General features: G+C 70.8%; 9 protein-coding genes. 3 read left to right on the top strand and 6 right to left on the bottom strand.

From position 1 onward, the window contains the following. The 3 genes from QRN49_RS00150 to fabD form a co-directional block, all read right to left on the bottom strand. Positions 1–4,917 (bottom strand): SDR family NAD(P)-dependent oxidoreductase, encoded by a 4,917-nt coding sequence (locus QRN49_RS00150; protein WP_284753170.1) that lies wholly within the window; start codon positions 4,915–4,917, stop codon positions 1–3. Positions 4,918–4,987: 70 nt separating this feature from the next. Next, entirely contained in the window at positions 4,988–9,625 is a 4,638-nt protein-coding gene (locus tag QRN49_RS00145; protein WP_284753168.1) for an SDR family NAD(P)-dependent oxidoreductase, read from the bottom strand. Between the two features lie 13 nt (positions 9,626–9,638). After that, entirely contained in the window at positions 9,639–10,886 is a 1,248-nt protein-coding gene (fabD, locus tag QRN49_RS00140) for an ACP S-malonyltransferase (protein WP_284753167.1), read from the bottom strand. A 290-nt stretch (positions 10,887–11,176) separates the two neighbouring features. Here fabD and QRN49_RS00135 point away from each other — a divergent pair, with 290 nt between their 5' ends. Beyond that, complete coding sequence (locus QRN49_RS00135; protein ID WP_284753166.1) at positions 11,177–19,594, top strand: non-ribosomal peptide synthetase; 8,418 nt, start codon at positions 11,177–11,179, stop codon at positions 19,592–19,594. Here the strand turns inward: QRN49_RS00135 and QRN49_RS00130 are convergent, their stop codons facing one another. Then, positions 19,595–20,440: a permease prefix domain 1-containing protein gene (locus tag QRN49_RS00130; protein WP_282818416.1), complete on the bottom strand. Its 846-nt coding sequence runs from the start codon at positions 20,438–20,440 to the stop codon at positions 19,595–19,597. Continuing rightward, positions 20,437–20,769, bottom strand: a complete 333-nt coding sequence (locus tag QRN49_RS00125; RefSeq protein WP_111233681.1) for a PadR family transcriptional regulator — start codon at positions 20,767–20,769, stop codon at positions 20,437–20,439. Before QRN49_RS00125 ends, QRN49_RS00130 begins: the two co-directional genes overlap by 4 nt. A gap of 241 nt (positions 20,770–21,010) precedes the next feature. Here QRN49_RS00125 and QRN49_RS00120 point away from each other — a divergent pair, with 241 nt between their 5' ends. Next, the gene (locus QRN49_RS00120; RefSeq protein ID WP_282818418.1) at positions 21,011–21,838 is read left to right on the top strand and encodes a glycoside hydrolase family 25 domain-containing protein; all 828 of its coding nucleotides are present in this window, start codon (positions 21,011–21,013) and stop codon (positions 21,836–21,838) included. Between the two features lie 128 nt (positions 21,839–21,966). On the opposite strand, the gene QRN49_RS00115 is transcribed toward QRN49_RS00120, so the two are convergent. Then, positions 21,967–22,350: a response regulator gene (locus tag QRN49_RS00115; RefSeq protein ID WP_071405149.1), complete on the bottom strand. Its 384-nt coding sequence runs from the start codon at positions 22,348–22,350 to the stop codon at positions 21,967–21,969. A 105-nt stretch (positions 22,351–22,455) separates the two neighbouring features. Between QRN49_RS00115 and QRN49_RS00110 the strand changes: the two genes are divergently transcribed. Next, on the top strand, positions 22,456–23,526 hold the full coding sequence (locus tag QRN49_RS00110) for an amidase domain-containing protein (protein ID WP_282820202.1): 1,071 nt from the start codon (positions 22,456–22,458) through the stop codon (positions 23,524–23,526).

Here is a 23,526-nt window from a genome sequence, read left to right as displayed (position 1 = left end):
TCACAGCTCCTTCGCGAGAAACTCGCGCAACGACGCGGCGTCGATGTCGCCGCGTTCCAGCGCGTCGACCATGTCGTCGTAGTCCGGGGCTTCGGGGGCAGGCGTCGGGGTGCGCGTCGTCGGTTGCGGGTCAGCGGGGGCCGAGAGCGCAGAGGCGGGTGCCTGAGCAGCGCCACCGAGCTCGATGATCCGGCCGGACAGCTCTGCGGGCGAGTTGTAGCTGAAGATGTCGGAGATGTTCAACAGGTCGTCGAACTGTGCGTTGAGCGCACGCATGAGCTCGGTCGCGGCGATCGAGTTCCCGCCCATCGCGGTGAAGGAGTCGTTGACGTGGATCTCCTCGATCGAGAGCACCGATGCGAACGTGTACGCGACGGCTCGCTCGACGTCGTCGAGATGCTCGTCCGCCTTGCCCATGATCGAGATCGAGCTGACGTCGATCTCCGATCGTCCGCCGAGCTCGGGTGCACCGGGGGCGACGGCGACGTCGCCCGACGGTGACGCAGACGAGAGCCTGGCGACGTGTCGGCGTACGGACCGTCGGAGCGGATCGGAGAAGTCGAACGCGAAGTAGTCTTCACCGACCCGCGCGAGCATCGCGATGTTGGGCCGCGACGGGATCGTGCCGGTGACGTCTCGGGTGAGGAGTTCGATGAAGGCGGTCACACCCGACCCGGTCGTGAGGTGCTCGAAGAAGGTCTCGTTCGCGCCGAGCCCGGCATCGACCGCCATGCCTCGCTCCGACCACCCCGGCCAGTTGATCGAGGACGCGTTGTAGCCGTCGCGACGGAGCTGCTGCGTGTACCCGTCGAGGAACGCGTTGGCCGCCGCGTAGTCGGACTGGCCGGCACCGCCGATGACGGCGGTCATCGACGAGTACGACACGATGAAGTCGGGCCGGGCGTCACCCGTCCACGCGACGAGGTTGCGCAGGCCGCTGACCTTGGGAGCGAGCACCCGTTGGAACTCCGCGGTCGACTTGGTGAAGAGGTAGCCGTCCCCCGCGACACCGGCAGCGTGCACGATGCCGAGCAGTGGCCCGAACTCGGCGCGGAGCGGATCGAGTGCGCCGGCGACCGCGTCGGCGTCGCTCACGTCCATCTCGACGATCCGTACGATGTGTCCGCCCGCGACGAGCTCGAGCAGGCTCGTGAGGATCTGGCCCGTCCTCGACGACGGATCCGCGTCCCGGACGCTCGCCCACTCGTCCCGCGGTGGGAGGTGGTCGCGCCGGCTCGACAGCGCGAACGCGATCGGCTGATCGGACTGGTGGCTGAGGATCAAGGCGGTCGCCGAGCCGAGCGAACCGAGCCCGCCCGTGACGAGGTAGAACCCCTCGGTGTGCGGCTTGATCGTGACCGGACGAGTAGGGGCGTCCTCGAGGGGGATCTCGACGAGCCGCGCGGTGTAGCGGTCCCCTCCGCGCAAGGCCGTGAGCGGGCCGACCGACCCGCTGAGCGCTTCGGCCACAACTGTCTCAACCGGTGTGGCGTCGTCGACGTCGAGGACGCCGAAGCCGATGTTCGGCACCTCGTGCCGCACAGACTGGACGACAGCGGCCTTCGCCGTGTGCACAGCGTCGACGTAGCGCTCAGTGCCGGTGACGGAGTGGGCGTTGTCGACGACGACGACGAGGTCGAGCCCGGTCTTGGCGCTGGCGAACAGTGCCTGCAGGAACGTGACGTGCCCGTCGAGGCCTTCGGTCACGCCGCGGTCGAGGTCTGCTTCGGACACGCGTCCCCGCGCCGGGGCGTACGAAGAGAAGTCGAGCACGTCCGAGACGCCAGCGAGGTCGATGTCGCGGAGCGCCGCGCCGACGGTCTCCTGCGTGAGCGGAGCGTCGGCGCCGAGCACGGACAGGTCGAGAGCGGCGATGGTCCGCCCGGGGGCCTGGGTGGCCAGTTCGGTCAGCACCGCCTCCGGGGCCCCGATGGCGAGGATGGCTCCCGTACGCTGCGCAGCGGGCCCGGACCGTGGCGTCTCGGTCCACGAGAGTCGACTGAGGGACCCCGACACGAAGTCGTTCAGCTCCGTGACCCGCTTCATCGCGAACTGCTCGATCTCGGCGATGACCTCGCCCGTCTCCGTGAAGAGCACGGTGCGGAAGCTCATCAGTTCTTCGCTCTTGCTCGGCAGGCGCTCGCTCTTGACGTAGTACGAGTCCGGGACGGAACGGTAGACCGTCATGTTGCGGTACGTCATCGGGAGGAACACGCGTGGCCGCAGCCACGTGACGAAGGGAACCATCGACACCGTGCAGTCGATGAGTCCTGGGTGCAGGACGTAGCCCTCGTGGTCCGCGGTCCCGCGGTACGCAGCGGGGAGCTCGGCGAAGCCGTAGGCGACGTCGGGGTCGTCCGCGGAGCGCCAGAGTGTGACGAGGTTCTTCCATCGTGGTCCGAACTCCACGTTCCGGAAGACCGGCGGGTAGGCCGTGAGGTCCGGGTCGCCGTCGAGGTCCTTGCCCGCGCGCACCGGTACCGGCGGCTGTTCGGCGTGGGAGCGTCCGAGGCCTGTGACGTTGGACGTCCAGTCCTGGTCGGACCCTGCCGGGCGGGAAGCGATCCGGATACGCACGGCGCCGGCCCGGTCCTGCTGCAGGACGACCTGCACCGCCATCGGGACGGTCTCCTCGGCGAGCACCGGCGCGAGGAACAGGACCTCGTCGAGCTGCAGGGCGTCGGTCCCGAAGTGGTCCGACAGTGCTTCCGCTGCCAGTTCGAGGAGCACCGTGCCCGCGACGAAGTACTGACCGAGGATCTTGTGGTCCGTGATCGCCCACTGCGAGTGGTCCAGCGTCGTCTCGTACACGGTGACCTCTTCGGTGCTGACCAGACGCCGGTGCAGCAACGGCATGGAGACGGGGTCGCCGGTCGCCGTGCGCTCCGGCTCGATCCGCGTGACGCGGGACTGGCCCCAGTGCACGTTCCGGTCGAAGGGGTAGGTCGGCAGCGGGACGCGTCGAGAACCGGGCGCGAAGAGCGACGCGAAGTCGACGTCGGCGCCACGGATGTAGTCACGCGCGATCTCGGCCAGCCCCGTGGCGGTCTCCACCCGAGCGCGGTCGGCAACGCGTCCGACGACGTCGGTGCTGAGCGTGTTCCACTCGGACGTCCTGATGTCGCCCTGTTCGAGCGTCGACGTGCGTTCGGAGACCACCCGGTGACGACCGATGACGATGCCCTTCGCCGGGTTCGCTCGGTTGCCGGACTCCCGGAGGAGCGCGAACTTCGTCGCGAGCTCGGTGATACTCGTCGCGACGATGGCAAGGCGGTACTCGAAGTGGTCCCGACCCGTCGACGCAGTGAAGCAGAGGTCGCGCAGCGACACCACCGGCGCCGAGTCGAAGTACTCCTCGTACCGCGCGAGGTAGTTCTCGAAGGCCGTCTCGGTCTTCGCCGACACCGTGAACAGCCGCGGACGCACCGGCTCGATCTCGACCGGTGCGCCGGCGGGTCCCTGGTACTCGCGCAGGAGGACGTGCGCGTTGGTTCCGGAGAACCCGAAGGCCGACGCGCCGGCGTACCTCGGGGTGTCCCGCTTGGGCCACGGCGTGTTCCGGTCGACGACGTACACGGGGGAGTCGACGAAGTCGATCTGGCCGTTCGGCTCCTCGAAGTTCCTGGTGGCCGGGATCAGCTCCTCCCGCATGGAGAGCAGCAACTTGATGATGCTCATGACGCCGGCAGCGCCGGCCGTGTGACCGATGTTCGTCTTGAGGGAGCCGATCCCACAGAACTGCCGGCGGTCGGTGACCCGTTTGAACGCGTTGGAGATGCCGAGGATCTCGATCGGGTCCCCGAGGGTCGTTCCCGTGCCGTGCGCCTCGATGTAGTCGATGTGCTCCGGGTTGATGCCCGCCCGTTCCCACACATCGGCCAACAGGAGCGACTGCGCGCGGGGGTTCGGTGCGGTCAGGCCGTTCGACGCCCCGTCGCTGTTGGTGGCGGTCGCGGCGATCACGCCGTAGACGTGGTCGCCGTCGCGCTCGGCGTCGGAGAGCTTCTTGAGGATGATCGCAGCAGCCCCCTCACCGAAGACGGTGCCGTCGGCCTTGGCGTCGAACGTGGAGATCGTGAAGTGCTTGGACACCACGTTGCCGGGGGCGGGCGTGCGCTGGCGGATGGACGCCAGGTCGACCTCGTCGTGGTCGAGGCCGCCGGCCGTCAAGCAGACCCCGCCGGCGATCGCCATCGTGCACTCGTCGTTCCGCAGCGCCTGCGCGGCCATGTGGATCGCCACGAGGCTGGAGGAGCACGCCGTGTCGATGACGTACGCGGGACCCCTGAGGTCGTACTCGTAGTTGATCCGGCTCGAGAGGATCCCCTCCCAGATCCCGCCGACGTTGTCGGTCTCGATGACCCGTCGGTAGATGTTGGAACTCGTCCCGTCGCGACCGGCGAACACCCCGGTCCGTGAGCCGCGGACCGTCCGCTCGCTGTAGCCGGCGTCCTCCAAAGCCCGCCATGCCTGCTGCAGGAACACGCGGTGCTGGGGGTCCATCGTGTCGGCGTCCTCGGGGCTGATGCCGAAGAACTTCTCGTCGAACCCCGTCGTGCTGGGCAGGTACGGCCCGACGAAGCGCTCCAGGTCTTCGTCCTTGTCCTCGTGGGGACGGCGTTCGAAGAGCTCGGCGTAGTGCGGGTTGGCCCAGACACGGTCCTCCACGAGCCGCTCGGCCGGTTTGGAGACGAAGCAGTTGCGGTTGTTGACGATGTTGTCCCAGAACTGGTCCAGGTCCTCCGCCATCGTGACGGTCCCCGCCATGCCGATGATCGCGATCTCCTCGAGCGGGGCGCTCGGTGTCGGGCCGGTTCGTGCGCCGGCATCGAGCGCCTCGAGCGCTTCCAGGGCTTCTTGCTTGGTGAGGTTCCCGCTCGAGAGGTTCTCGAGGATGACGCGCTTGACACCGCTCATCGGACTGGCCTTTCCCGCCCCGGCAGGCCGGGGATGTCGTTGTGTCCGCCGCAGCGGGAGTCGATGTGGTTCATTCGCTCAGGACGTCCTCGATGCTCCGTTTCCCCTCGAGGAACTCGTCGAGCAGCTGGGCGAGGGGCGCCGCCGGTGTTCGGCTCGGCGCCGACGACCGGTGCACGCCGTCGCGTCGGTCCGCCGCGGGGACGGTCTGTTCCGTGATGTACGCCGCGAGCTTGGCGACCGTGTCGTACACGAACAGCTCGACGATGCTGAGGACGCCGGGGAACCGTTCGTCGAGGATGACCTGCAGCCGGGATGCCAGGAGCGAGTTGCCGCCGGCGTCGAAGAAGGCCTGGTCGACGTCGAGTTCGTCGACGCCGAGTGCCGTCGCCCACGCTTCGATCACGACGCGCTCCACGTCGCTGATCGCGTTCTCGTCGACCCCGCGCACCACGATCTCCTCGAGGGAGCGCAGCCCGGCCCTGCCCGACACGATTCGCGCGGCGGGCGTGACACCCCGCGGAGCACGTGCGGACACGAGGGCGACGTCCACGACGCGTTCCAGTTCGTCGTGTTCCCGCGCGACGACCTCCGGGTCGAAGGAGCCGACGAGCAGACGCGCCGATCGGGACCCGATCGCGGCGACGGCGAGGCCGGCTCCGGTCTCGTCGTCCACAAAGGCCGTCCGGAACCCGCCGCCCTCGATGCCGCGTTCGTGGGCCATCCCGGATTCGGCCCAACCCGTCCAGTCGAGCGCGACGATCCGTGTGGCACCGCCTCGGAGCGCCGTGCCGTCGAGGTAGGCGTTCGCCGCGGCGTAGTCGGACTGGCCGACCGCGCCGAAGACGGCGGTCATCGAGGAACAGAGGAGGACGAACGCGGGCGGGTCGTCCGCCAGCGCAGCGAGGAGGACGTCGGTACCGCGCACCTTCGGCTCGAGGACGGCGGCGAAGGTCGCGTCGTCCTTCGACATGATGAAGCCGTCACCCGGGAGTCCAGCCGCGTGGACGACGCCGGCGAGTCCCCCTCGCTGCGAGCGTGCGACGGCGATCGCCGCCGCTGTCTGCGCCGGATCCAGCACGTCGGCGCGGAGCACCAGGATGCGATCCCGCTCCTCCGCCGGCAGCTCGGCGAACCGGTCGGCGACCTCTGCCGGAGACCGGCGTCCGACCAGCACGACGGTCCGGTCCGGGTCGTCCCGCACCAGGCGACGGGCGATGGCGGTGCCCATGCCGCCAGTCCCGCCCGTGACGAGGACCGCACCGGCAGGGACGGGGACGTCGTCCCGCTGCGCCGCGGCGATCGTGCTCTCGAACAGACGTCCGTCACGCAGGGCTGACCGTGCGCGCGGGAGGTCGGCGAGTGCCCGCTCGACACCGGAGTGCACGACGTCCGCCCTTCCGTCGGCCGCGATGTCCAGGACTCCGAGGGTGAGGCGGGTGTGCTCGCCGACGAGCGCGACGACCATGGCGTCGGCAGCGTGGGCGGCCGGGTCCACCGTCTCACCGTCGACGACCGAGTGGGCTCCGCGGGTGAGCAGACGGTACCGCAGCCCTGCGGTCCACGGCCGTCGGTGCAGGGCGCGCAGCAGGCGGAACAGCCCGTGCAGGCGAGCCTCGGCCGGGTGTCCCGGGCCGGCGAGCAGGTGCACCACGTCGGTGGTCCCGACGGCCTCGATCTCGTCCGCGACCGCTTCGACATCGGCGTCCGACGCATCAGCGGGGACGACGGCGTGGGCAGCTCCGATCGCGCCGGCGGCCTCGCGCAGCAGGTCCTGGTCCTCCGGACCACCGATGACCGTGATCCCGTGCCGGGCCGCCGGGGTCTCGTGGCGCGCGACCGTCTCGCGCCACGTGATCGTGTGGAACGGGGAGGCACCGTCGTCGGGACGCTGGAACCTGGACCGGTCGGTCAGGCGTCCCACGGTGTAGTTCTCGAACCTCGCGAAGACGTTGCCCGCTTCGTCGCACATGACGACCCGCGAGGTCCGGACGGACGTGTCGGCGAGTTCGTCACGGACCTCGGGCACCATCCAGCTGTAGCCGGCGTCCGGCTGCGGGCCGTAGATCTCGCCGTGGCCGAGTGCGAGGGGCAGGAACGCGTCCACCTCGTTCAGGAGCGCGAGGTTCAGGGACGAGTCCATGATCGGCGGGAACAACGCGTAGTCCCGCTTGGCGGCTCGGGTCGGGGCGTCGGCTTCGAAGTGCAGCAGGATGCGCGCATCGTCCGAGAAGTGCGTGCTCTGGGCGGCGTTCCAGTACCGACCCGCCGTCTGCACGAGGTCGCGGCGGTAGACGATCGGTCCGTCGGCCCGGCGGTAGTCGGCGAGCAGCCCCGAGACGTCCACGCGTTCCGGCCGTCGGCTCGTGTCGAGCGCGGTCAACACGCCACGGGCGTGTTCGGCCCAGACGTCGGTCGCGACGTCGAACGACCGCACGAGGAAGTCGATCGACGCCTCGTCGGGGCGGTGGTTCATCACCAGCTGGACACGACGGACCTCGTCTCCGTGCGTGACCAGCGGGTCGAGGTAGTGCATGTTGTCGATCCGTACCGCGTCGCCGAGGAATCGACGTGCGGTCGAGTAGGCCATCTCGAGGAACCCGGTGCCCACCATCACGTGGCTGCCGTCGACGACGTGTTCGCCGAGCTCGAAGGTGCGCGATGCGGAGAAGTCCGACTCGAAGACGTCGACCCCGGGCCCGTTGAACTGGTGCCGGTGGACGAGGGGGTGCGGGCCGGAGCCGGCACCGTGCCGGGACGCGCCGGCCCCGTGCCGGGACGCACCGGGTCCACTGCCCGTCGTTGGCCGCCACACGCGGGTCGGCTGGCCGACGACGCCGGGGAGCGGCACGAGCCGCGCGGTGCCGGCGGTGTCGAGGGGGGCGAGGTCGACGTCGGCGCCGGCGACGAAGAGTGCGGCGAGCTGGACGAGTCCGTCGTCGCGGTCACCGCCGGCGACACTCCGCATCGCTCGGGCAGCCTGCTCGTCGAGCGGTCCCTCGGCATCGGACGGTGTGGTGTCCTGCACGGGCCTGGTGCCCCGCTCGCCGAGGAACGCCCCGGTCGGCACGGTGCCTGCGAGGAGGAGGCGGATGTGGGCGCGGAGTTGGTCGACGGACCGCACGACGAGCGCTGCGCGGTGGTGCAGCACGGCGCGTCCCGTGTTGAGCGTCCGTGCGACGTCGACCAGGGCGAGGTCCGGTTGGTCGTCGAGGGCGCCGAGCAGGTCCGTGAGTGCTCGGCGGAGTGCGGGCGACGACTGCGCCGACACGGTGACGCAGGTCGGTCCGGCGTCCACTGCACGCTCGGGCAGGACCGGTGGCTCCTCGAGGAGGACGTGCGTGTTGGTGCCGCTCATCCCGAACGAGCTCACGCCGGCCCTGCGCGGTCCGCTGCTCGCCCAGGGGCGCAGGGTGTCGGCGACGAACACCGGGGAATCGATGAAGTCGATCTCCGTGTTCGGGGCGACGAAGTGCAGCGTCGGCGGGATGACCTGGTCGGCGAACATCCCGAGCACCTTCAGCACCCCGGTCACCCCGGCGGCGGAGTCGAGGTGGCCGACGTTCGACTTGGCCGAACCGACGGCGCACGTCTGCCGGGCGTCCGTCCACGACGAGAACGCCTCGACGAGGCCGTCGATCTCGACGGGGTCCCCGAGCTTCGTCGCGGTCCCGTGGGCCTCGACGTAGCCCACGGTGCCCGGATTGATGCCGGCATCCCGCCACGCCGCTCGCACGACGGCCGCCTGAGCGCTGGCGCTGGGCGCCGTGATGCCGGTCGTCGCACCGTCCTGGTTCGCAGCGAAGCCCTTGACGACGCCGTAGACGTGGTCGCGGTCGCGCTGCGCCCGGGCGAGCGGCTTCAGCAGGAAGGCGATGGTGCCCTCCCCGCCGCCGGTGCCCTCGGCGTCGGACGAGAAGGTCCGCGTCCGGTGCGAGGCCGCCTCGATGCCGAAGGAACGCTCCTTGTGCGTCGGCGGGACGAGCGTGAGACGGACGGCACCGGCGATCGCCGTCGTCACGCGACCGGCGCGGAGGTCCTGGCACGCCGTGATGAGGGCCGTCATGGACGACGAGCACGCCGTGTCGATGATCATCGCGGGACCGGTGAGGTCGAGCATGTGACTGATGCGGCTGGCCACGACCGAAGCGATGCCACCGGACGTACCGAGCCCAGCCTCCGCGGCGTCGCGCGCTTCGTGACCGCTGAGGTAGAGCCCCGGCACGAGTCCCGATGCCGCGTAGACGCCGGTCTTCGAGCCGCGCAACGCGACGCCACCGTACCCGGCGTCCTCGATCGCGTCGACGCAGGCGGCGAGGAACAGTCGCTGGTGGGGATCCATGAGCTCTGCCTCGGTGCGGGAGATCCCGTACCGAGACGGATCGAAACGGTCGACGTCATCGAGGTACGCGTACGGGACCGGGTCCGCCAGGGCGGAGCCCAGAGCACTGAGCGCGAGCTCGTCAGCATCGGCGAACCGATCCGCCGGGAACGGCCTGATCAGGTCCGTACCGCTGTTCACCGCATCCCAGAGCGCCCGGGCGGACCCGGCGGCACCGACCCGGGCCGAGATCCCGATGATCGCGATGGCTCCGTCTGCCCTGGCGGTCGCGTCGGCGGACACAGCGGGGGACTCGATCGTGAGACCGTCCGGTCGTGTGCCCGCTGCGGCCCGCAGCAGCGCGTCGAGGTCCTCGTTGCCCAGCATCGACGTGCGGCGCTCAGACGTGGGCGAGCAGGTCGTCGACGGACAGCGGCTCCGTGCGGGAGTCCGCTGACAGGGTGTCGAGCCGGCTCTGGATCTCCGCAGGCGTGCTGCCCTTCGCCCGGAGGATCCCGATGAGCAGCTCAGCACCCTCACGCCGCTCCTGGTCGGTGGCGTCACGCCGTTCACGGTCGACGAGGCGACTGAGCTTCTCGAGCGACCGGTAGGGCGTGACGATCTTCTCGCGGTAGTCGTCGGCGTCGAAGTTCGTGTTGCGCACGGCGACGGCGATGCCGAGTGCGCGGGCGAGGAACGGCACGGTCGTCCGCTCGATCATGACCTGCAGCGATGCGCGCGCGTCGGCTGAGTCGTAGCTGAAGACCGGGACTTCGCGGTGCGTGTGCCGCATGAGTCCGGACAGCGTCTGTCCGGGACCGAACTCGACTGCGTAGTCGATGCCGTGCATGCGCATCCACCGCTGGTTCTCCACCCAGCGGACCGGCTCGACGACCTGACGCAGCAACAGCTCGACGATCTCGTCCTCGGCACGGTACGGGCGTCCGGTCGCGTTCGAGAGCACGGTCACCTGCGGGGCGGTGATCTCGATGGACGCCAGCTGCTCGCGCAACGGGGCGACGACCGGTTCCATCAGCGGCGAGTGGAACGGAACGCTCACGTTGAGCGGCGTCGAGCGGATCCCGTCGTCCTCGAGTCGACCGTGGACGGCGAGGACCGCTGACGCGCTTCCGGCGACGACGACCTGGGTGTTCGAGTTCAGGTTGGAGACCTGCACGACGTCGAACATCTGCTCGGAGACCTGGGCGCACAGGTCGATCACGGCTTCGTGCTCTCGCGTCATCACGGCGAGCATGAGCCCGTGGCCTTCCGGTACGGCCTGCTGCATGAGCTCGCCACGCCGACGGGCGAGCCGGACGGCGTCAGCGAACCCGATCGACCCGGCCAGGGTGAGTGCGGTGATCTCGCCGAGGCTGTGGCCGGCGATGACGGCCGGGTCCAGTGCTTCACGCTCGGCACTCGCGCGGGCCTGCGCGACGCTGAGGGTGAGGATCGCCGGTTGGGTGTTGACGGTACGGGCGAGTTCTGCTGCGGTGGACTCGAAGCAGAGGGCGCGCAGGTCGATCCCGATGGCTTCCGATGCCTCGTCGAACGCCGCCGCGGCAGCGGTCGAGTCGCGGACGAGCTCGCGCCCCATGCCCACGTACTGCGAGCCCTGCCCCGAACACAGAAAAGCGGCCTTCGTCATCGCCCTGCCCCCACCTTGATCCGTCGTCGTCATCGAGCTCGACGGGGTCTGCTGGATCGCGTCATCGCGATCCAGCCGTTCGTCCCCCGTCCGAGACTCTAGCGCAAGCTGTGAGGTTGAGAAGGGTCTGCGTGATCACATGCCAACTTTTTTCTCCGGCGACTGCATGATCCATCGCTCCGACACACCAAGATGGACCTCGGGGACGTGTTCGACGAGCGACTCCGGAACGCACCAGATGGTGAGGGGACCCAATGGATCAGCGGATCGTCAGCTCCAGGATCGAGAACGTGCTCGATCTCGCACCGCAGCAGGAAGGCCTCGTCTTCCACTCGTTGACCGACAGCGACACGAGCCCGTACGTCGTTCAGCAGATCTTCAGGGTGGATGCTCTCGGCGACCCGGCGGACGAGGTCGAGGCGATCGGGGTCGCGGTCGCGGCGCTCGCACGTCGGCACGCCGTGCTCCGGACGAGCATCGTCACGAGCGGCGTGGCGCGGCCCCGTCAGGTGGTCCTCACCGACCGCGAGCCCGAGTTCACCGTGGTCGACCTCCGGGCGCACTCGCACACCGACGCCGAGCTCCGGCTCGATCGGCTCCTCGCTGACGACGTCGCCCGGGGCTTCCGGCTCGACCTCGATCCACTGCTGCGCGTCACCGCGGTCCTGACGGGCCGCGAGGGCGTCGATCGGCTCCGGCTCGTGTGGACCTACCACCACGTCGTCATGGACGGGTGGAGCCTGGCGCGCCTGTTCGCGGACTTCCGCGAGTACAGCGACCTGGCCCGGACGGGGAGTCGTGACGAGGTGCTCGGTCGGGCGGACCGGGACGCCGTCGGTGCGAGGCAGTACGCCGACTACGTCGGTTGGTCGGCGTCGCGGGACCGCGCGGCGTTCGACCGCTACTGGTCGGACCTGATGCGCGGTGTCGAGCCGCCGGCACGGCTCGCCAGCGTGGAGCGCGAACCCGAGCACGCCGCCGCCGCCGGAGCAGACGGAGCAGGCGGAGCAGACAGGGCAGACAGGGCAGGCGGGGCAGACGGGACGCGCGGCGCAGCCGCCGACGCAGACGGGACGGGCGGCGCCACCGACGCAGACGGGACGGGCGCGGACGCCGTCGACGGAGCCCCGGCCGACCGCGCGCGGTACGCCGTGACGACGGCCGCTGGCCTCCCCGGCGTCCTCGCCACGCGGTACGCGGGGCGGGGGATCACGCTCGCGCACCTGGTCGAGGCTGCGCTGGCCGTCGTGCTCGCGCGCGCCACCGGCACGACGGACGTCGTGTTCGGCAAGGTGGTGTCCGGTCGCGACGTGGACGTCGACGGTCTCGACGAGGTCGTGGGGCTGTTCGTCAACACCGTCCCGGTCCGGGTCACCGTCGACCCGAGCGGGACGGTCGACCGTCTGCTGGACGTCGTTCGCGCACAGGCGCTCGCCACAGCCGCGCACTCGCACGGGTCGCTCGCGCGCATCCAGTCCCTCGCCGAGCACCGCGATCTGTTCGAGTGCTTGCTCGCCGTCGAGAACTTCGCCCTCGCGGACGAGGACCTCGTCGATGCGGGGCTGCGGTTCGAGTCGGCGCGCGAGGAGACCGACTACCCCCTCACGGTCACCGTGCAGCCGGTCGACGACGCCCTGCGCTTCGTGGTCATGGTCGATCCGGCGCGGTTGGCGGTCGCCGATGCGAAGACGGTCGTCGATCGACTCGTCCGGGTGCTCGGGGCGTTCGCGGGTCAGGACGACGCCCTCGTCGGTGCGGTCGACAGCGTCGGTGCCGAGGAGCGCGTGACGGTGGACGGCTTCGCGACCACCTCGCACAGCACACTCGGAGTGTCGTCGATCGGTGCGGCGTTCACGGCCGCGGCGACCCGCAACGCCGACCGCACCGCAGTCGTGGATCGAGGGGTTCCCCTGTCGTACGCGGAGCTCGCCGCGATGGCCGACCGGATGCGGTCGGTCCTCACGGAGGCAGGGGTCGGTCCTGGCGCCCGCGTCGGTGTCCTCGGCACTCCGACCGCACCGCTCCTCGCCGGGATCCTCGGCATCTCGCTGGCAGGTGCCGCCTTCGTTCCGCTCGACCCGGCAGCTCCGCCGGAGCGGCTCGGCGCCATCGCCGCGGACGCGGGTACCAGGGTCGTCGTCTGCGCGGACGCGTCGGCGGCCCGACTCGTCGACGCCTGGGGGCTGCTGGACCCCCGTGACCCGGTCCTCGTGCTCGACGCGTCAGCCCTGCTCGACGCGTCAGCCCTGCCCGACGCCGACCGGCGCGCCGCCGGCGGAACGGCGGACACGGGCAGTGGGCCGGGCGCCCCGACGCCCGACAGCGCCGCCTCGGTGATGTATACCTCGGGGACGACAGGGCGACCGAAGGGTGTCGTGGTCCCGCACCGCGCCGTGCTCCGGCTCGTCCTCGACAACGAAGCACTCCCGTTGCACGCCTCCGACACGTTGCTGCTCACGGGGTCGCTCGCGTTCGACGCGTCGACCTTCGAGGTGTTCGGCATGCTCCTCAACGGCGGAACGCTCGTGCTCGACGACCGTGACGCCGTCGTCGACCCCGCGTCGCTCGGCGCGCTCGTCGACCAGCACCACGTGACGGTCATGTGGTTGACCGTCTCGCTGTTCAACCACGTCGTGACCACGGACCCGCGGGCGCTCGACGGGGTCGAGCGGCTCGTCATCGGGGGAGAGACCGTCGCCGCGGAGCACGTGCACCGGCTGCACCGGGAGAACCCTGCGATTCAGGTGTTCAACGGCTACGGGCCGACCGAGAACACGACCTTCACGACGGTGCACCCCTTCCAGCGCGGATTCACGCGGGTGGTGATCGGTAAGCCGATCGGGAACACCCGTGTGCGCATCGTCCGGGACGGCGACCGTGCCTGCGGCATCGGCGAGGTCGGCGAGGTCGTCGCGGGTGGGGACGGCGTCGCTGACGGGTACCTGGGTTCGCCGGAGCTGACGGCGCAGTCCTTCGTGCGCACGTCCGACGGTCTCGAGTACCGCACCGGTGACCGTGGTCGCTGGTTGGCGGACGGTACCGTCGAGTACCTGGGCCGGATCGGTGACGACCGACAGGTGAAGGTCCGGGGGCACCGGGTCGAACTCGCCGAGGTCGAGGCTGCCCTGCTGGCCCTCGACGGCGTCGACGACGTGGTCGTCGCGGCGCGGCGCGACGACTCGGGGACGACCCGCCTCCACGCCTACTTCGTCGCCGACACCGATGCCGCCGACCTCCGCGAACGTGCGGCACGGGTCCTGCCCTCGTACATGGTTCCCGCCCGTGCCTTCCGGACCCCGTCGATCCCGCTCACCGGGAACGGCAAGCGTGACGTCGCAGCGCTGCAGGCCCTCGATGCGGAGCACCCGGCCGTGGCCGCGGCCGACGCTGCTCCGCGGACCCGCGCGGAGCAGGCCGTCGCGGACGCCTTCGCCACCGTCCTGTCGCTGGCGGGTGTGGGGCGGAACGACTCGTTCTTCGAGCTCGGCGGTGACTCCATCACGGCCATCCGGACGGTCTCGCTGCTCCGCAAAGCGGGTTACCACTGCTCGGTGAGCCGGGTGATGCAGTCGATGACAGTGGACGAGATCGCTCGGCACATCGACGTGGCGGCACCGGCGGCCGCCCCGGTCCGGCACCTGCACGGGCCGGTGGGGCGTCTCCCGATGGTCGACGAGTTCCTCGCCTGGGGTCTCGCCGAGCCCGCGCACTTCAACCAGGACGCCGTGGTCGACCTCGGCAGGGTGTCGACGGCGCACGTGCGCGTGGCGCTCGACGCCGTCTGGGTCCACCACGACGCGTTGCGGGCGGTCCTCGACGGGCAGCAGCTCACCGTCCGACGTCCGGACGACGCGCGGTACGTCTTCGCCGAGGTGCACGTCGCGGCGGATGCCGAGGTGGACGGCGCGGTGGCCGACCTGGCGCGGCAGCTGCAGCCAGGCTTCGACCTCGGGACCGGCCCGCTCCTCGCAGCCGGTCTCGTGCAGGCCCCGAGCGGTGCGACGCTGCTGCTCTGCGCGCACCACCTGGTCGTCGACGTGGTCTCCTGGCACGTCCTCGTCGAGGACCTCGTCAGCGCTGTCCACGCGGCGCGTGCACACCGTGAGGTCACCCTGCCGCCCTCGACGGCCTCGCTCCGGGAGTGGTCCGAGGCGATCGTGTCGGCGGTCCGCGCACAGTCGGCGTCGGACCGCACGGTGTGGAGCGACATCGATCGCGCCCTCGTGGCGGAGCAGCGTCCGGAGGACCCGCCCGTCGACCACCTGCCGACGGCACCGGCCGGATCGACCGCACCGGCAGGACCGGCCGAACCGGCCGAACAGGCCGAACCGGCGCCGATCGTGCTCGACGCCGAGCAGACCGCCCGCTTGAAGCGGGTGGCCGTCGCCTACGGAGCGACGATCGAGGACCTGCTGCTCGCCGCTGTCGGCGCGGCGGTCGCGGCCGTCGACGGACGGTCGTCGATCGTCGTCCAGCGTGAGGCGCACGGACGACCAGAACACCCGCTCCTGCCCGACGTGTCGCGGACGGTGGGCTGGTTCACCGCGATCCACCCGGTCCTCGTGGAGTGCGACGCAGCATCACCGCACCGCTCGATCGTGCTCGCCAAGGAGGCGGTCCGTCGCGTCCCGCTCGGCGGCGTCGGGTACCGCGTCGACGACGACCAGGATCGCCGTGCCCGGCCGTCGATCTCCGTGAACTACATCGGCGACCAGGGTGCCGCCGCCCGGGGCGCCGGTTCGGGCGCCTACCGTCTGCATGCCGCAGGCACCGCATCGGCTCCGGGGAACCGCGTCCCCGTCGGCGTCCAGGTCGACGCCTTCGTCGCCGACGGACGCCTGCGGGTGCTCACGTCCGTGGGCCCGGGTGCGGACCCGGTGATCGTGACCGCCGTCGAGCAGCTCGGCCCCCGCCTCGCGGCACTCGCCACGGCCGGGAGGCGCGGGTCGGCTCGCGTACGCACGCCCAGTGACCTCGTGCGGGCCTCCGACCTGCACCTGGACGAGCAGGAGGCGATCGAACGCGCGTACGGCGACGTCGACGACGTGATCGACCTGAGTCCCCTGCAGCACGGGATGCTCCTCCACCACCTCCGGGAGCCGGGCAGTCGCGCCTCCGTCGTGCAGCAGGTCTTCGAGGTCGGAGAGCCGCTCCGGCGCACCTCCGCGACACCGTGGCGCGGTTCCGGTGGCGGCCTCTCCGCCCGGGTCGGAGCGGCCGTCGCCGAGCTCGCGGCACGACACCCGGTCCTGCGGACCCGCTTCGCGGCGGACGGTCTGCGCCGGCCCCGGCAGGTGGTGCTCGCAGCGGGTGAGCACTCCGGGCCGTCCGTCCGTTCCGCGTCGGTCGACGGCGGGGACGCGTTCGATGCCCTCCTGCACGAGGACGTCGAGCGCGGCTTCGTGCTCGCCGCAGAACCGCTGATGCGGGTCACCGTCGTCACCGACACCTCCCGTGCCGACGACGTCGAGACGCTCGTGCTCACCTACCACCACATCATCCTCGACGGGTGGAGTCTCGCCAGGATCCTCGACGAACTCGTCGCACTGTTGCGGGGCGAGGAGCTCCAGGCGATCGGACCGGCGGAGCGCACGGTCTTCGGTGACGTCATCGCCGCAGCGGCTCGCCGACCGCTCGACGCGTCGGACACGTACTGGCGCAACGTCCTCGACGGGTACGACGGAGCGCCGGAGCTGCAGACCGCTCTGCCCTTCACCGAGTCGCTCGCGGCGTCGTCGACGGCTGCCCGTGCCCGCCGCAGTTCGGATGCGGCGCTCGCAGCGCGGCTGACCGCCCGCTTCCAGGCGACGGGGACGACGCTGGCGCACCTCGTCCAGGCCGCACTCGCCCTCACACTCGGTCGAGCGCTCGACGTCGACGACGTCGTCATCGGCAAGGTCGTGTCGGGCCGCGACGGCACGGCCGCCGGCCTGGAGAACGCCACCGGCCTCTTCATCAACACCATCCCGGCGCGCGTCCGCTGGCAGCCGGCGCAGACCGTGCGGACACTGCTCGACGACGTCCGGGAGCAGGCCGTCGCCGCGATGCAGTACGACCACACGGCGCTCGCACGGGTGCAGAGCCTCGTCGGTCACGACCGACTCGTGTCGTGTCTCTACACCTTCGAGAACTACGGCCTCGACGCGGACGCCCTCGACGACGCCGGTCTCGCCTTCGTGCGCGGCCGAGAGCAGACCGAGACTCCACTCACGCTGACGGCGCAGCGGACCGGCGACGAGCTGCTGCTCGTCTGGCTGTACGACGCCGGCCACTTCGGCGGCTCGGACATCGACCGGCTCGGTGACCGGGTGATCGACGTGCTCGAGGCGTTCTGCCACGACGACGGGATGTCGGTCGCGCAGGCCGGCGCGACTCCGGAACGGGTCCTCGCCGCCCTGCCACAGGACACGTCAGGCGCGGTCGCTCCGCGCTTGCCGGGAGCGCTCGGTGCGGCGTTCGTCGCCGTCGCCGCCAGGGTGCCGCACCGAGTCGCGATCGCCGACGATCTGGAGTCGCTGACGTACCGCGAGCTGTGGGCCCGCGCCTCCGCCGTTGCGCGGGACCTCCGCCGAGGCGGTGTGCTCCCCGGTGACCGCGTGGGCATCGCGGGGGAGGCATCGATCGCGACCACCGTGGCGCTCGTCGGGGTCGTGCTCGTCGGTGGCTCGTACGTGCCGGTGGACGTGAACGCGCCGTCGGCCCGCGCCCGGCTCGTCCTCGACGACGCGGGCGTCACCGCGGTCCTCGCGGTCGATGCCGCCGGTCGGCGGCTCACCGACGAGGCGGGGCTCCCGCTGCCGGTGATCGGCGTCGAGCAGGGGCGGACGGCACCGCCGATGGTGCCGGTCGAGCGACGGGGCGACGACGAGGCGTACGTGATGTACACCTCGGGGACGACGGGACGCCCGAAGGGGGTCGTGGTGCCGCAGCGGGCGGTGCTCCGGATCGCCTGGGAGAACCCGGACATCCCCATCACGGGCGACGACGTCGTGCTCGCCGGGAGCTCCGTCGCGTTCGACGCCGCGACGCTGGAGCTCTGGGGGCCGCTGCTGCACGGCGGCCGGGCGGTGATCGCCGACCGTGCGACGTTGGTCGACGCGTCGGCGCTCGCCGAGCTGTTCGCTCGCCACGGTGTGACGGTCATGTTCGTGACGACGTCACTCTTCAACTCGCTCGTGGGTCAGGACCCGGGCGTCCTGGCGGCCCTGCGCGTCGTGATGACCGGCGGCGAGCGAGCGGACGCCGAGCGCATGCGGCAGCTGTACGGGGCGAGCGGTGCGCTGCAGATGTTCCACGTGTACGGCCCGACCGAAAACACCACCTTCACGACGGCGTACCGGATCCCTCGGGTGCTCCCCGTCGGGCGCACCGTGCCGATCGGTGCGCCGATCGCGGGTGGCGGTGTCGTCGTCCTCGACCGCAACGGATCGCTGTGCGGACCGGGCGAGCAGGGCGAGCTGGTCGCGACGGGTCTCGGCCTCGCGCTCGGCTACCTTGGGATGCCCGACCGGACCGCCGAGCGCTTCCCGGTGCTCGACGGTGTCGTCGGCTACCGCACCGGCGACCGCGTCCAGTGGCAGGCCGACGGCACGCTCGTCTTCCTCGGCCGGGTGACCGAGCACGCCCAGGTTAAGGTGCGTGGGTTCCGCGTGGAGCTCGGCGAGGTCGAAGCGGCCATCGCGCAGGTCGACGGGGTGCGCGACGTCGTCGTCGTGGCGCGGAGCGTCGCGGGCTCCCCGACGGTCCTCGCCGGCTTCGTCGTCGGCGCGGCACACGTCACCGCGTCGACGGTGCGCGAGGGGCTGCGCCGGCTGCTCCCCGACTACATGGTGCCGCGGCACATCGTGCCGCTCGCGGCCCTCCCGCTCAACGTCAACGGCAAGCTCGACACGGGGGCGCTGCCGTGGCCGGCGGGTGATGACGGGGGCCCGCACGGGGATGCACTGCCGACGTCCACGGCGGAGGGTGACCACGTCGAGCAGCGCATCGCGGCGGTGTGGTCGGACGTCCTCGGCATCCGTGGTGTCGCGGTCACCGACAGCTTCTTCGAGATCGGTGGCGATTCGCTCACGATCATGCAGGTCAAGGGGCAGCTCGATGCCGCGTTCCCCGGGGCGTTGACCATCGGTGACCTGTTCTCCTGCCCGGACCTGCGGGCTCTCGCGGACCGCGTCCGAGCGTCCGGGAACCGTCGACTCGTCGTCGAGCGGGTCACCGTTCCGGAGCTCGACGGCGTCGACGAACTCCTCGGTCGGATCGTCGTCGACGTGTCCTGGGACCAGCGCCACCGGGCGCGGGCGGTGTACGCGTTCATGCTCGCCCTCCGGCTGACGGCGACGCGGGTTCCGCAGGCGGTCCTCGTGCACGAGGACGACGGGCTGCGGAGCGTCCCGTTCCCGGAGTCGGCGGACCACCACGCGAACGTCGACCAGATCGAGCGGCACCTCGTCACGGCGACCCCGGTCACGCGGCACACGCCCGTCCGGGTCGAGGGCGGCGGGCAGGTCGTCGCCGTCCGGCTCGGCTCCGTGTCCGCACCGACCACGGCGCACGAGACGGTCGACGTCACCGTGGTGCTCGACACCGGTGACTCGAGGGTGACGCTGGCCGTGGAGCCGCAGGGAACGCGCGTCGACCTGCGACCTGCGACGCTCATCGCGGCACGGTACGCGACCCTCCTCGAAGGGCTCCTTGCCCGGACGGGGTGATCAGACCGGCACGGTGGCGGTCCTCGGGACGCCGCGGTTGATGGCGCCGGCGGCACTGCTCGCCCACGTCTCACGGAGGAACACGAACAGGCCGATCGCGACCACCAGCAGGAGGAACGCCGTGCTCGCCCCGATCCAGACGCTCTGGAGCGAGGTGGGCGGTGCGAGCACCACGATGATGAGGGCTGCGGGCGACAGGACCCAGAGCAGGACCCCGACGGTCAGCGACCTCGTCTGACGTCGTTCGTTCGCCCTGGCGACCTCGTTGACCCAGCGGATGACGTCCGCGTCCGGGCTGAAACGGCGCTCCTGGATCCGGGCGAAGGGAGCGAACGCGCCCGAGACCCGTACGATCGTGACCGTCGCGATCGCTCCGAGGGCGAGTGCGAGGACGAGCCCGATCGCGATCGCGACGCCGGCGTCCAGGGGGAAAGCCGGCTGGTCCGACGCGCCGAGCAGCAGCACGAGCGGGATCGCGGCGAGGACGTAGAGCGCGACTCCGGCACCGAGGCGTGGCGCCGTCCGACGGTGCGCCTCGGTGAAGCCCTTCGCCTCGTCCATCGAGATGGGCGCGTGCACGGGCACCCGCTCGTCGGAGGGGCGCACCGGACCGCCCGCCCGGGGCTCCAGGTCCGCGGTGATGCCGAGGGTGAGCGCGAGCTCGTCGAGGCTGCCGAAGTCGCTGACGATCTGGACCATCGCTTCGTTCGGTGTCGCACCGTCGGCGATGAGTCCGGCGTACGCGTCCTCCATCATCCCGTGCAGCTCCGCCTTCGCCTCGCGCAGGCGGGGGGTCTGCGGGTAGGGGCGGAACATCGTCTCCAGGTACTCGCTGATCTCGTTCACGCGTTGGTCCCTTCCACGAAGCGGTCGATGACGGACTTGGTGTCGCGCCACTCCTCGGTCTTGTCGTCGAGGTGCGCGCGACCCGATCCGGTGATCTGGTAGTAGGTGCGGAGTTTGCCGGACTCGGAGGTGCCGTGGAACGACGTCACGAGCCCGGCGAGTTCGAGGCGTTTGACGGCGGAGTACAGGGTCGTCTGCTTGATCGTGTAGTCGGCCCCGGTCACGGTGCTGATCCGCTGCGCGAGTTCGTACGCGTAGGACGGCTCGGACCGGACGAGCGAGAGCACGATGAGGTCGACGTACCCGCGGATGGCATCGGCGCTGATCATCGGGACCCCCTCTCGTTGCTCACTGTGCTGCACATAGTACGCCGGACGTAGTACGCCGAGCAAGGTGATCTTCCAGGGTGTGCGGTGTCGACTGCTCCGCGAAGTCCTCCACAGACCGAGTGCAGTGCGTCGTTCGACACAGTCGACGGACAGAGCCGGTGTGTCGTCCGAAGCTTCCACCTAGACTCCCCGTGCGCCGGTGGGGCGCGGCCGACCGGTTCGGCCCGATCAGGGGGAGAGCATGTTCCGTATCAGTCGTCTCGTCGCGACCATCGCGACCACGGTGGTGGTGGCCGCCGGCATCGCCGTCGCCGGCCCGTCGTCGGGTGCATCCGCAGCGGTCACGCCGCTGGGTGTCGACATCTCCTGGCCGCAGTGCGGCAGCCAGGTGCCGACCGACCAGGCGTTCGGCATCGTCGGCGTCAACGAGTCCCTCGGCAACACCACGAACCCGTGCCTCGCCGAACAGCTCGCCTGGTCGGCGAAGTCCGTCGGGGGTTCGGCCCAGCCGAAGACGCAGCTGTACGCGCTGTTCGCCAACCCGGGTCTCAAGGCGTCGGTCTGGCCCACGTCGAACCGGTACCAGAACACGGTGCCCACCAACCCGTTCGGCAAGTGCGTGACCAAGGGCGGCAAGAAGCAGGTCACCCTGGCGTGCTCGTTCATGTACGGCTACGCCCGTGGGTACGACGACGTCCAGAGTCGTGGCGTCCCGAACCCGTCCGCCTACCGCTGGTGGATCGACGTCGAGACGGGTCTGTCGTACCAGCGCGACACCGCCCAGAACCGCGCGGCGATGCAGGGCATGATCGTCGGGCTCAAGACCGCCGGCATCAAGCGGATCGGCCTCTACTCGACCACTTCGCAGTGGAAGACCATCGCCGGCACGGTCAAGTCGAACAGCACGCTGTACGGCCGCTCGAACTGGATCGCGCTCGGCCGGAGCACGGTCACCAAGGCGCGGAAGGCCTGCTCCGGCACCCCGCTGCCCGGCGGCACCATCGCGATGGTCCAGGTCGTGGTGCCCTACGGGTCCGGCAGCATCGACCGCAACGTCTCCTGCACGTGATCGCACTGTCGTGACGTCGTGACGTCGTGACGTCGTGACCCCAGACGGACGGGAGGCCCGGTGCCAGCTGGCACCGGGCCTCCCGTCCGTCTGCGGGTCGCGTCGGACCCGTCTCCGCCGTGGATGTGTCAGCCGGCGATGCTCTCCGTCAGCACGCCGGACTGCGCGAAGGTGGTGTGGATCGCGTTCGCGGCCTGCTCGAAGGCACGGTTGCCGCGCGAGATGCCGAGCGCTCCACCCTTGATCGCGGACTTGCCCGAGCCGCGCAGCAGTCGGGCGACCGTCCGGCCGTCCGGGGCGATCATGATCTGCACGTCCAGGCGGGTGTGGAACGTGCGGTCGTTCGCCATGCCGCCGATGAGGAGCGTCAGGCCGAGGCTGCCGCGGGTCGCACGGAGTGCCCCTTGCTCGGCGTCGTCGACGGTGTAGCCCTCGCGAGACAGGGCCTCGCGCACCTGGGCACGGGCGGTCTCGGGGTCAGTGGCGACGAAGAAGTCGTGGCTCTCGGGCATGTGTGTTCCTTCCGAACGGGTCCGCTGGGACACGGAGGACGCTCGCCCCCGAAGACGATCATGCCGTGTCGGAACGACGGAGGTGTCGCTTACGCTGGTCGTGTCATGACTGCCTCGATGAACCGCCGCGCACTCCTGTCCCTCGCCGGCGTCGCCGGGATCGGGCTCGCCGTCGCTGCGTGCTCCTCCGGCAGCGACTCGGGCAAGGGCTCGGGCAAGGGCTCGGGCAAGGGCTCGGGCGGCGGGCGCGGGAGCTCCGGGGGTGGGGATGCAACGTCCACCCCGACGGCGAAGCCCGTCGCGAAGGCCGTCACTCCGGCGCAGGTCCCGCTCGCCGGTGGCGTCACGATCACCGTGACGGGGACCGGACTCGCCGCCGTCAAGGGCGTCACCGTCGGTGGTGTCGCGGCACGCGACGTCACGGCGACCGCGTCGAAGGTGACCTTCACGGCCCCGCACCAGGCGATGTACACCGCCGGTGACGCCGACGTCGCGCTCTTCACCTCGGTGATCGAGCCCACCGCGTCGGCGAACCAGTCCTCCGACGGCAACGGCAGCGCCGCGAACGACGGGCAGAGCGGTGCCACCCAGGACACCGCGACCGCATCGCCGACGCCGACCGCCGCCGCGACGCCCGCTGCGGGCAGCGCGGTCGCCTCGACCACCCTCGCCTACGCCGCACTGACCGACGTCGACCGGCAGCTCGCGTACGCGATGCGGTACTGGAAGGACTACAACCTCGCCGAGTACGGCACGATGAACCCCATCGGCGGCGACTGCGCGAACTACGTCAGCCAGACGCTCATCGCCCGTGGGTGGGAGCAGCGCTCCGACTGGTACAACCGCGCGGCCGGTGCCGAGCACAGCGCGACGTGGACCTACTGCCCGACGATGGACCCGTGGCTCGAGACCAACGCGGCCGAGTTCGGACTCACCCGGCGTTCGTCGGACGAGCGCGACAAGGTGCAGGTCGGCGACATCGTGTTCTTCGACTGGAACGCCAACGGGTCACCGGACCACACCACCATCGTGTCCGAGGTCTTCACCGAGCCCGACGGCACCATCCGCATCAAGTCGGCGAGCCACAACCAGGACGGCCCCTACCGCGACCTCGACGAGATGATCACGGTGCAGCACCCCGGCGGATCGGCCTGGTTCCACACGTTCGACGCGTAG

It is taken from the genome of Curtobacterium sp. ME-Dv--P-122a, from assembly GCF_030209645.1.
Classification (GTDB): Bacteria; Actinomycetota; Actinomycetes; order Actinomycetales; family Microbacteriaceae; genus Curtobacterium; species Curtobacterium flaccumfaciens.
Note: the sequence above shows the minus strand (reverse complement) of the source record. Positions and strands in the feature narration are given on the sequence as shown.

What these genes read in the sequence shown, in the direction of transcription:
- QRN49_RS00120 (WP_282818418.1), top strand. Translation starts at nt 21,011, where the DNA reads ATGTTCCGTATCAGTCGTCTCGTCGCGACCATCGCGACCACGGTGGTG.
- fabD (WP_284753167.1), bottom strand. Translation starts at nt 10,886, where the DNA reads ATGACGAAGGCCGCTTTTCTGTGTTCGGGGCAGGGCTCGCAGTACGTG.
- QRN49_RS00115 (WP_071405149.1), bottom strand. Translation starts at nt 22,350, where the DNA reads ATGCCCGAGAGCCACGACTTCTTCGTCGCCACTGACCCCGAGACCGCC.
- QRN49_RS00150 (WP_284753170.1), bottom strand. Translation starts at nt 4,917, where the DNA reads ATGAGCGGTGTCAAGCGCGTCATCCTCGAGAACCTCTCGAGCGGGAAC.
- QRN49_RS00110 (WP_282820202.1), top strand. Translation starts at nt 22,456, where the DNA reads ATGACTGCCTCGATGAACCGCCGCGCACTCCTGTCCCTCGCCGGCGTC.
- QRN49_RS00145 (WP_284753168.1), bottom strand. Translation starts at nt 9,625, where the DNA reads ATGCTGGGCAACGAGGACCTCGACGCGCTGCTGCGGGCCGCAGCGGGC.
- QRN49_RS00125 (WP_111233681.1), bottom strand. Translation starts at nt 20,769, where the DNA reads ATGATCAGCGCCGATGCCATCCGCGGGTACGTCGACCTCATCGTGCTC.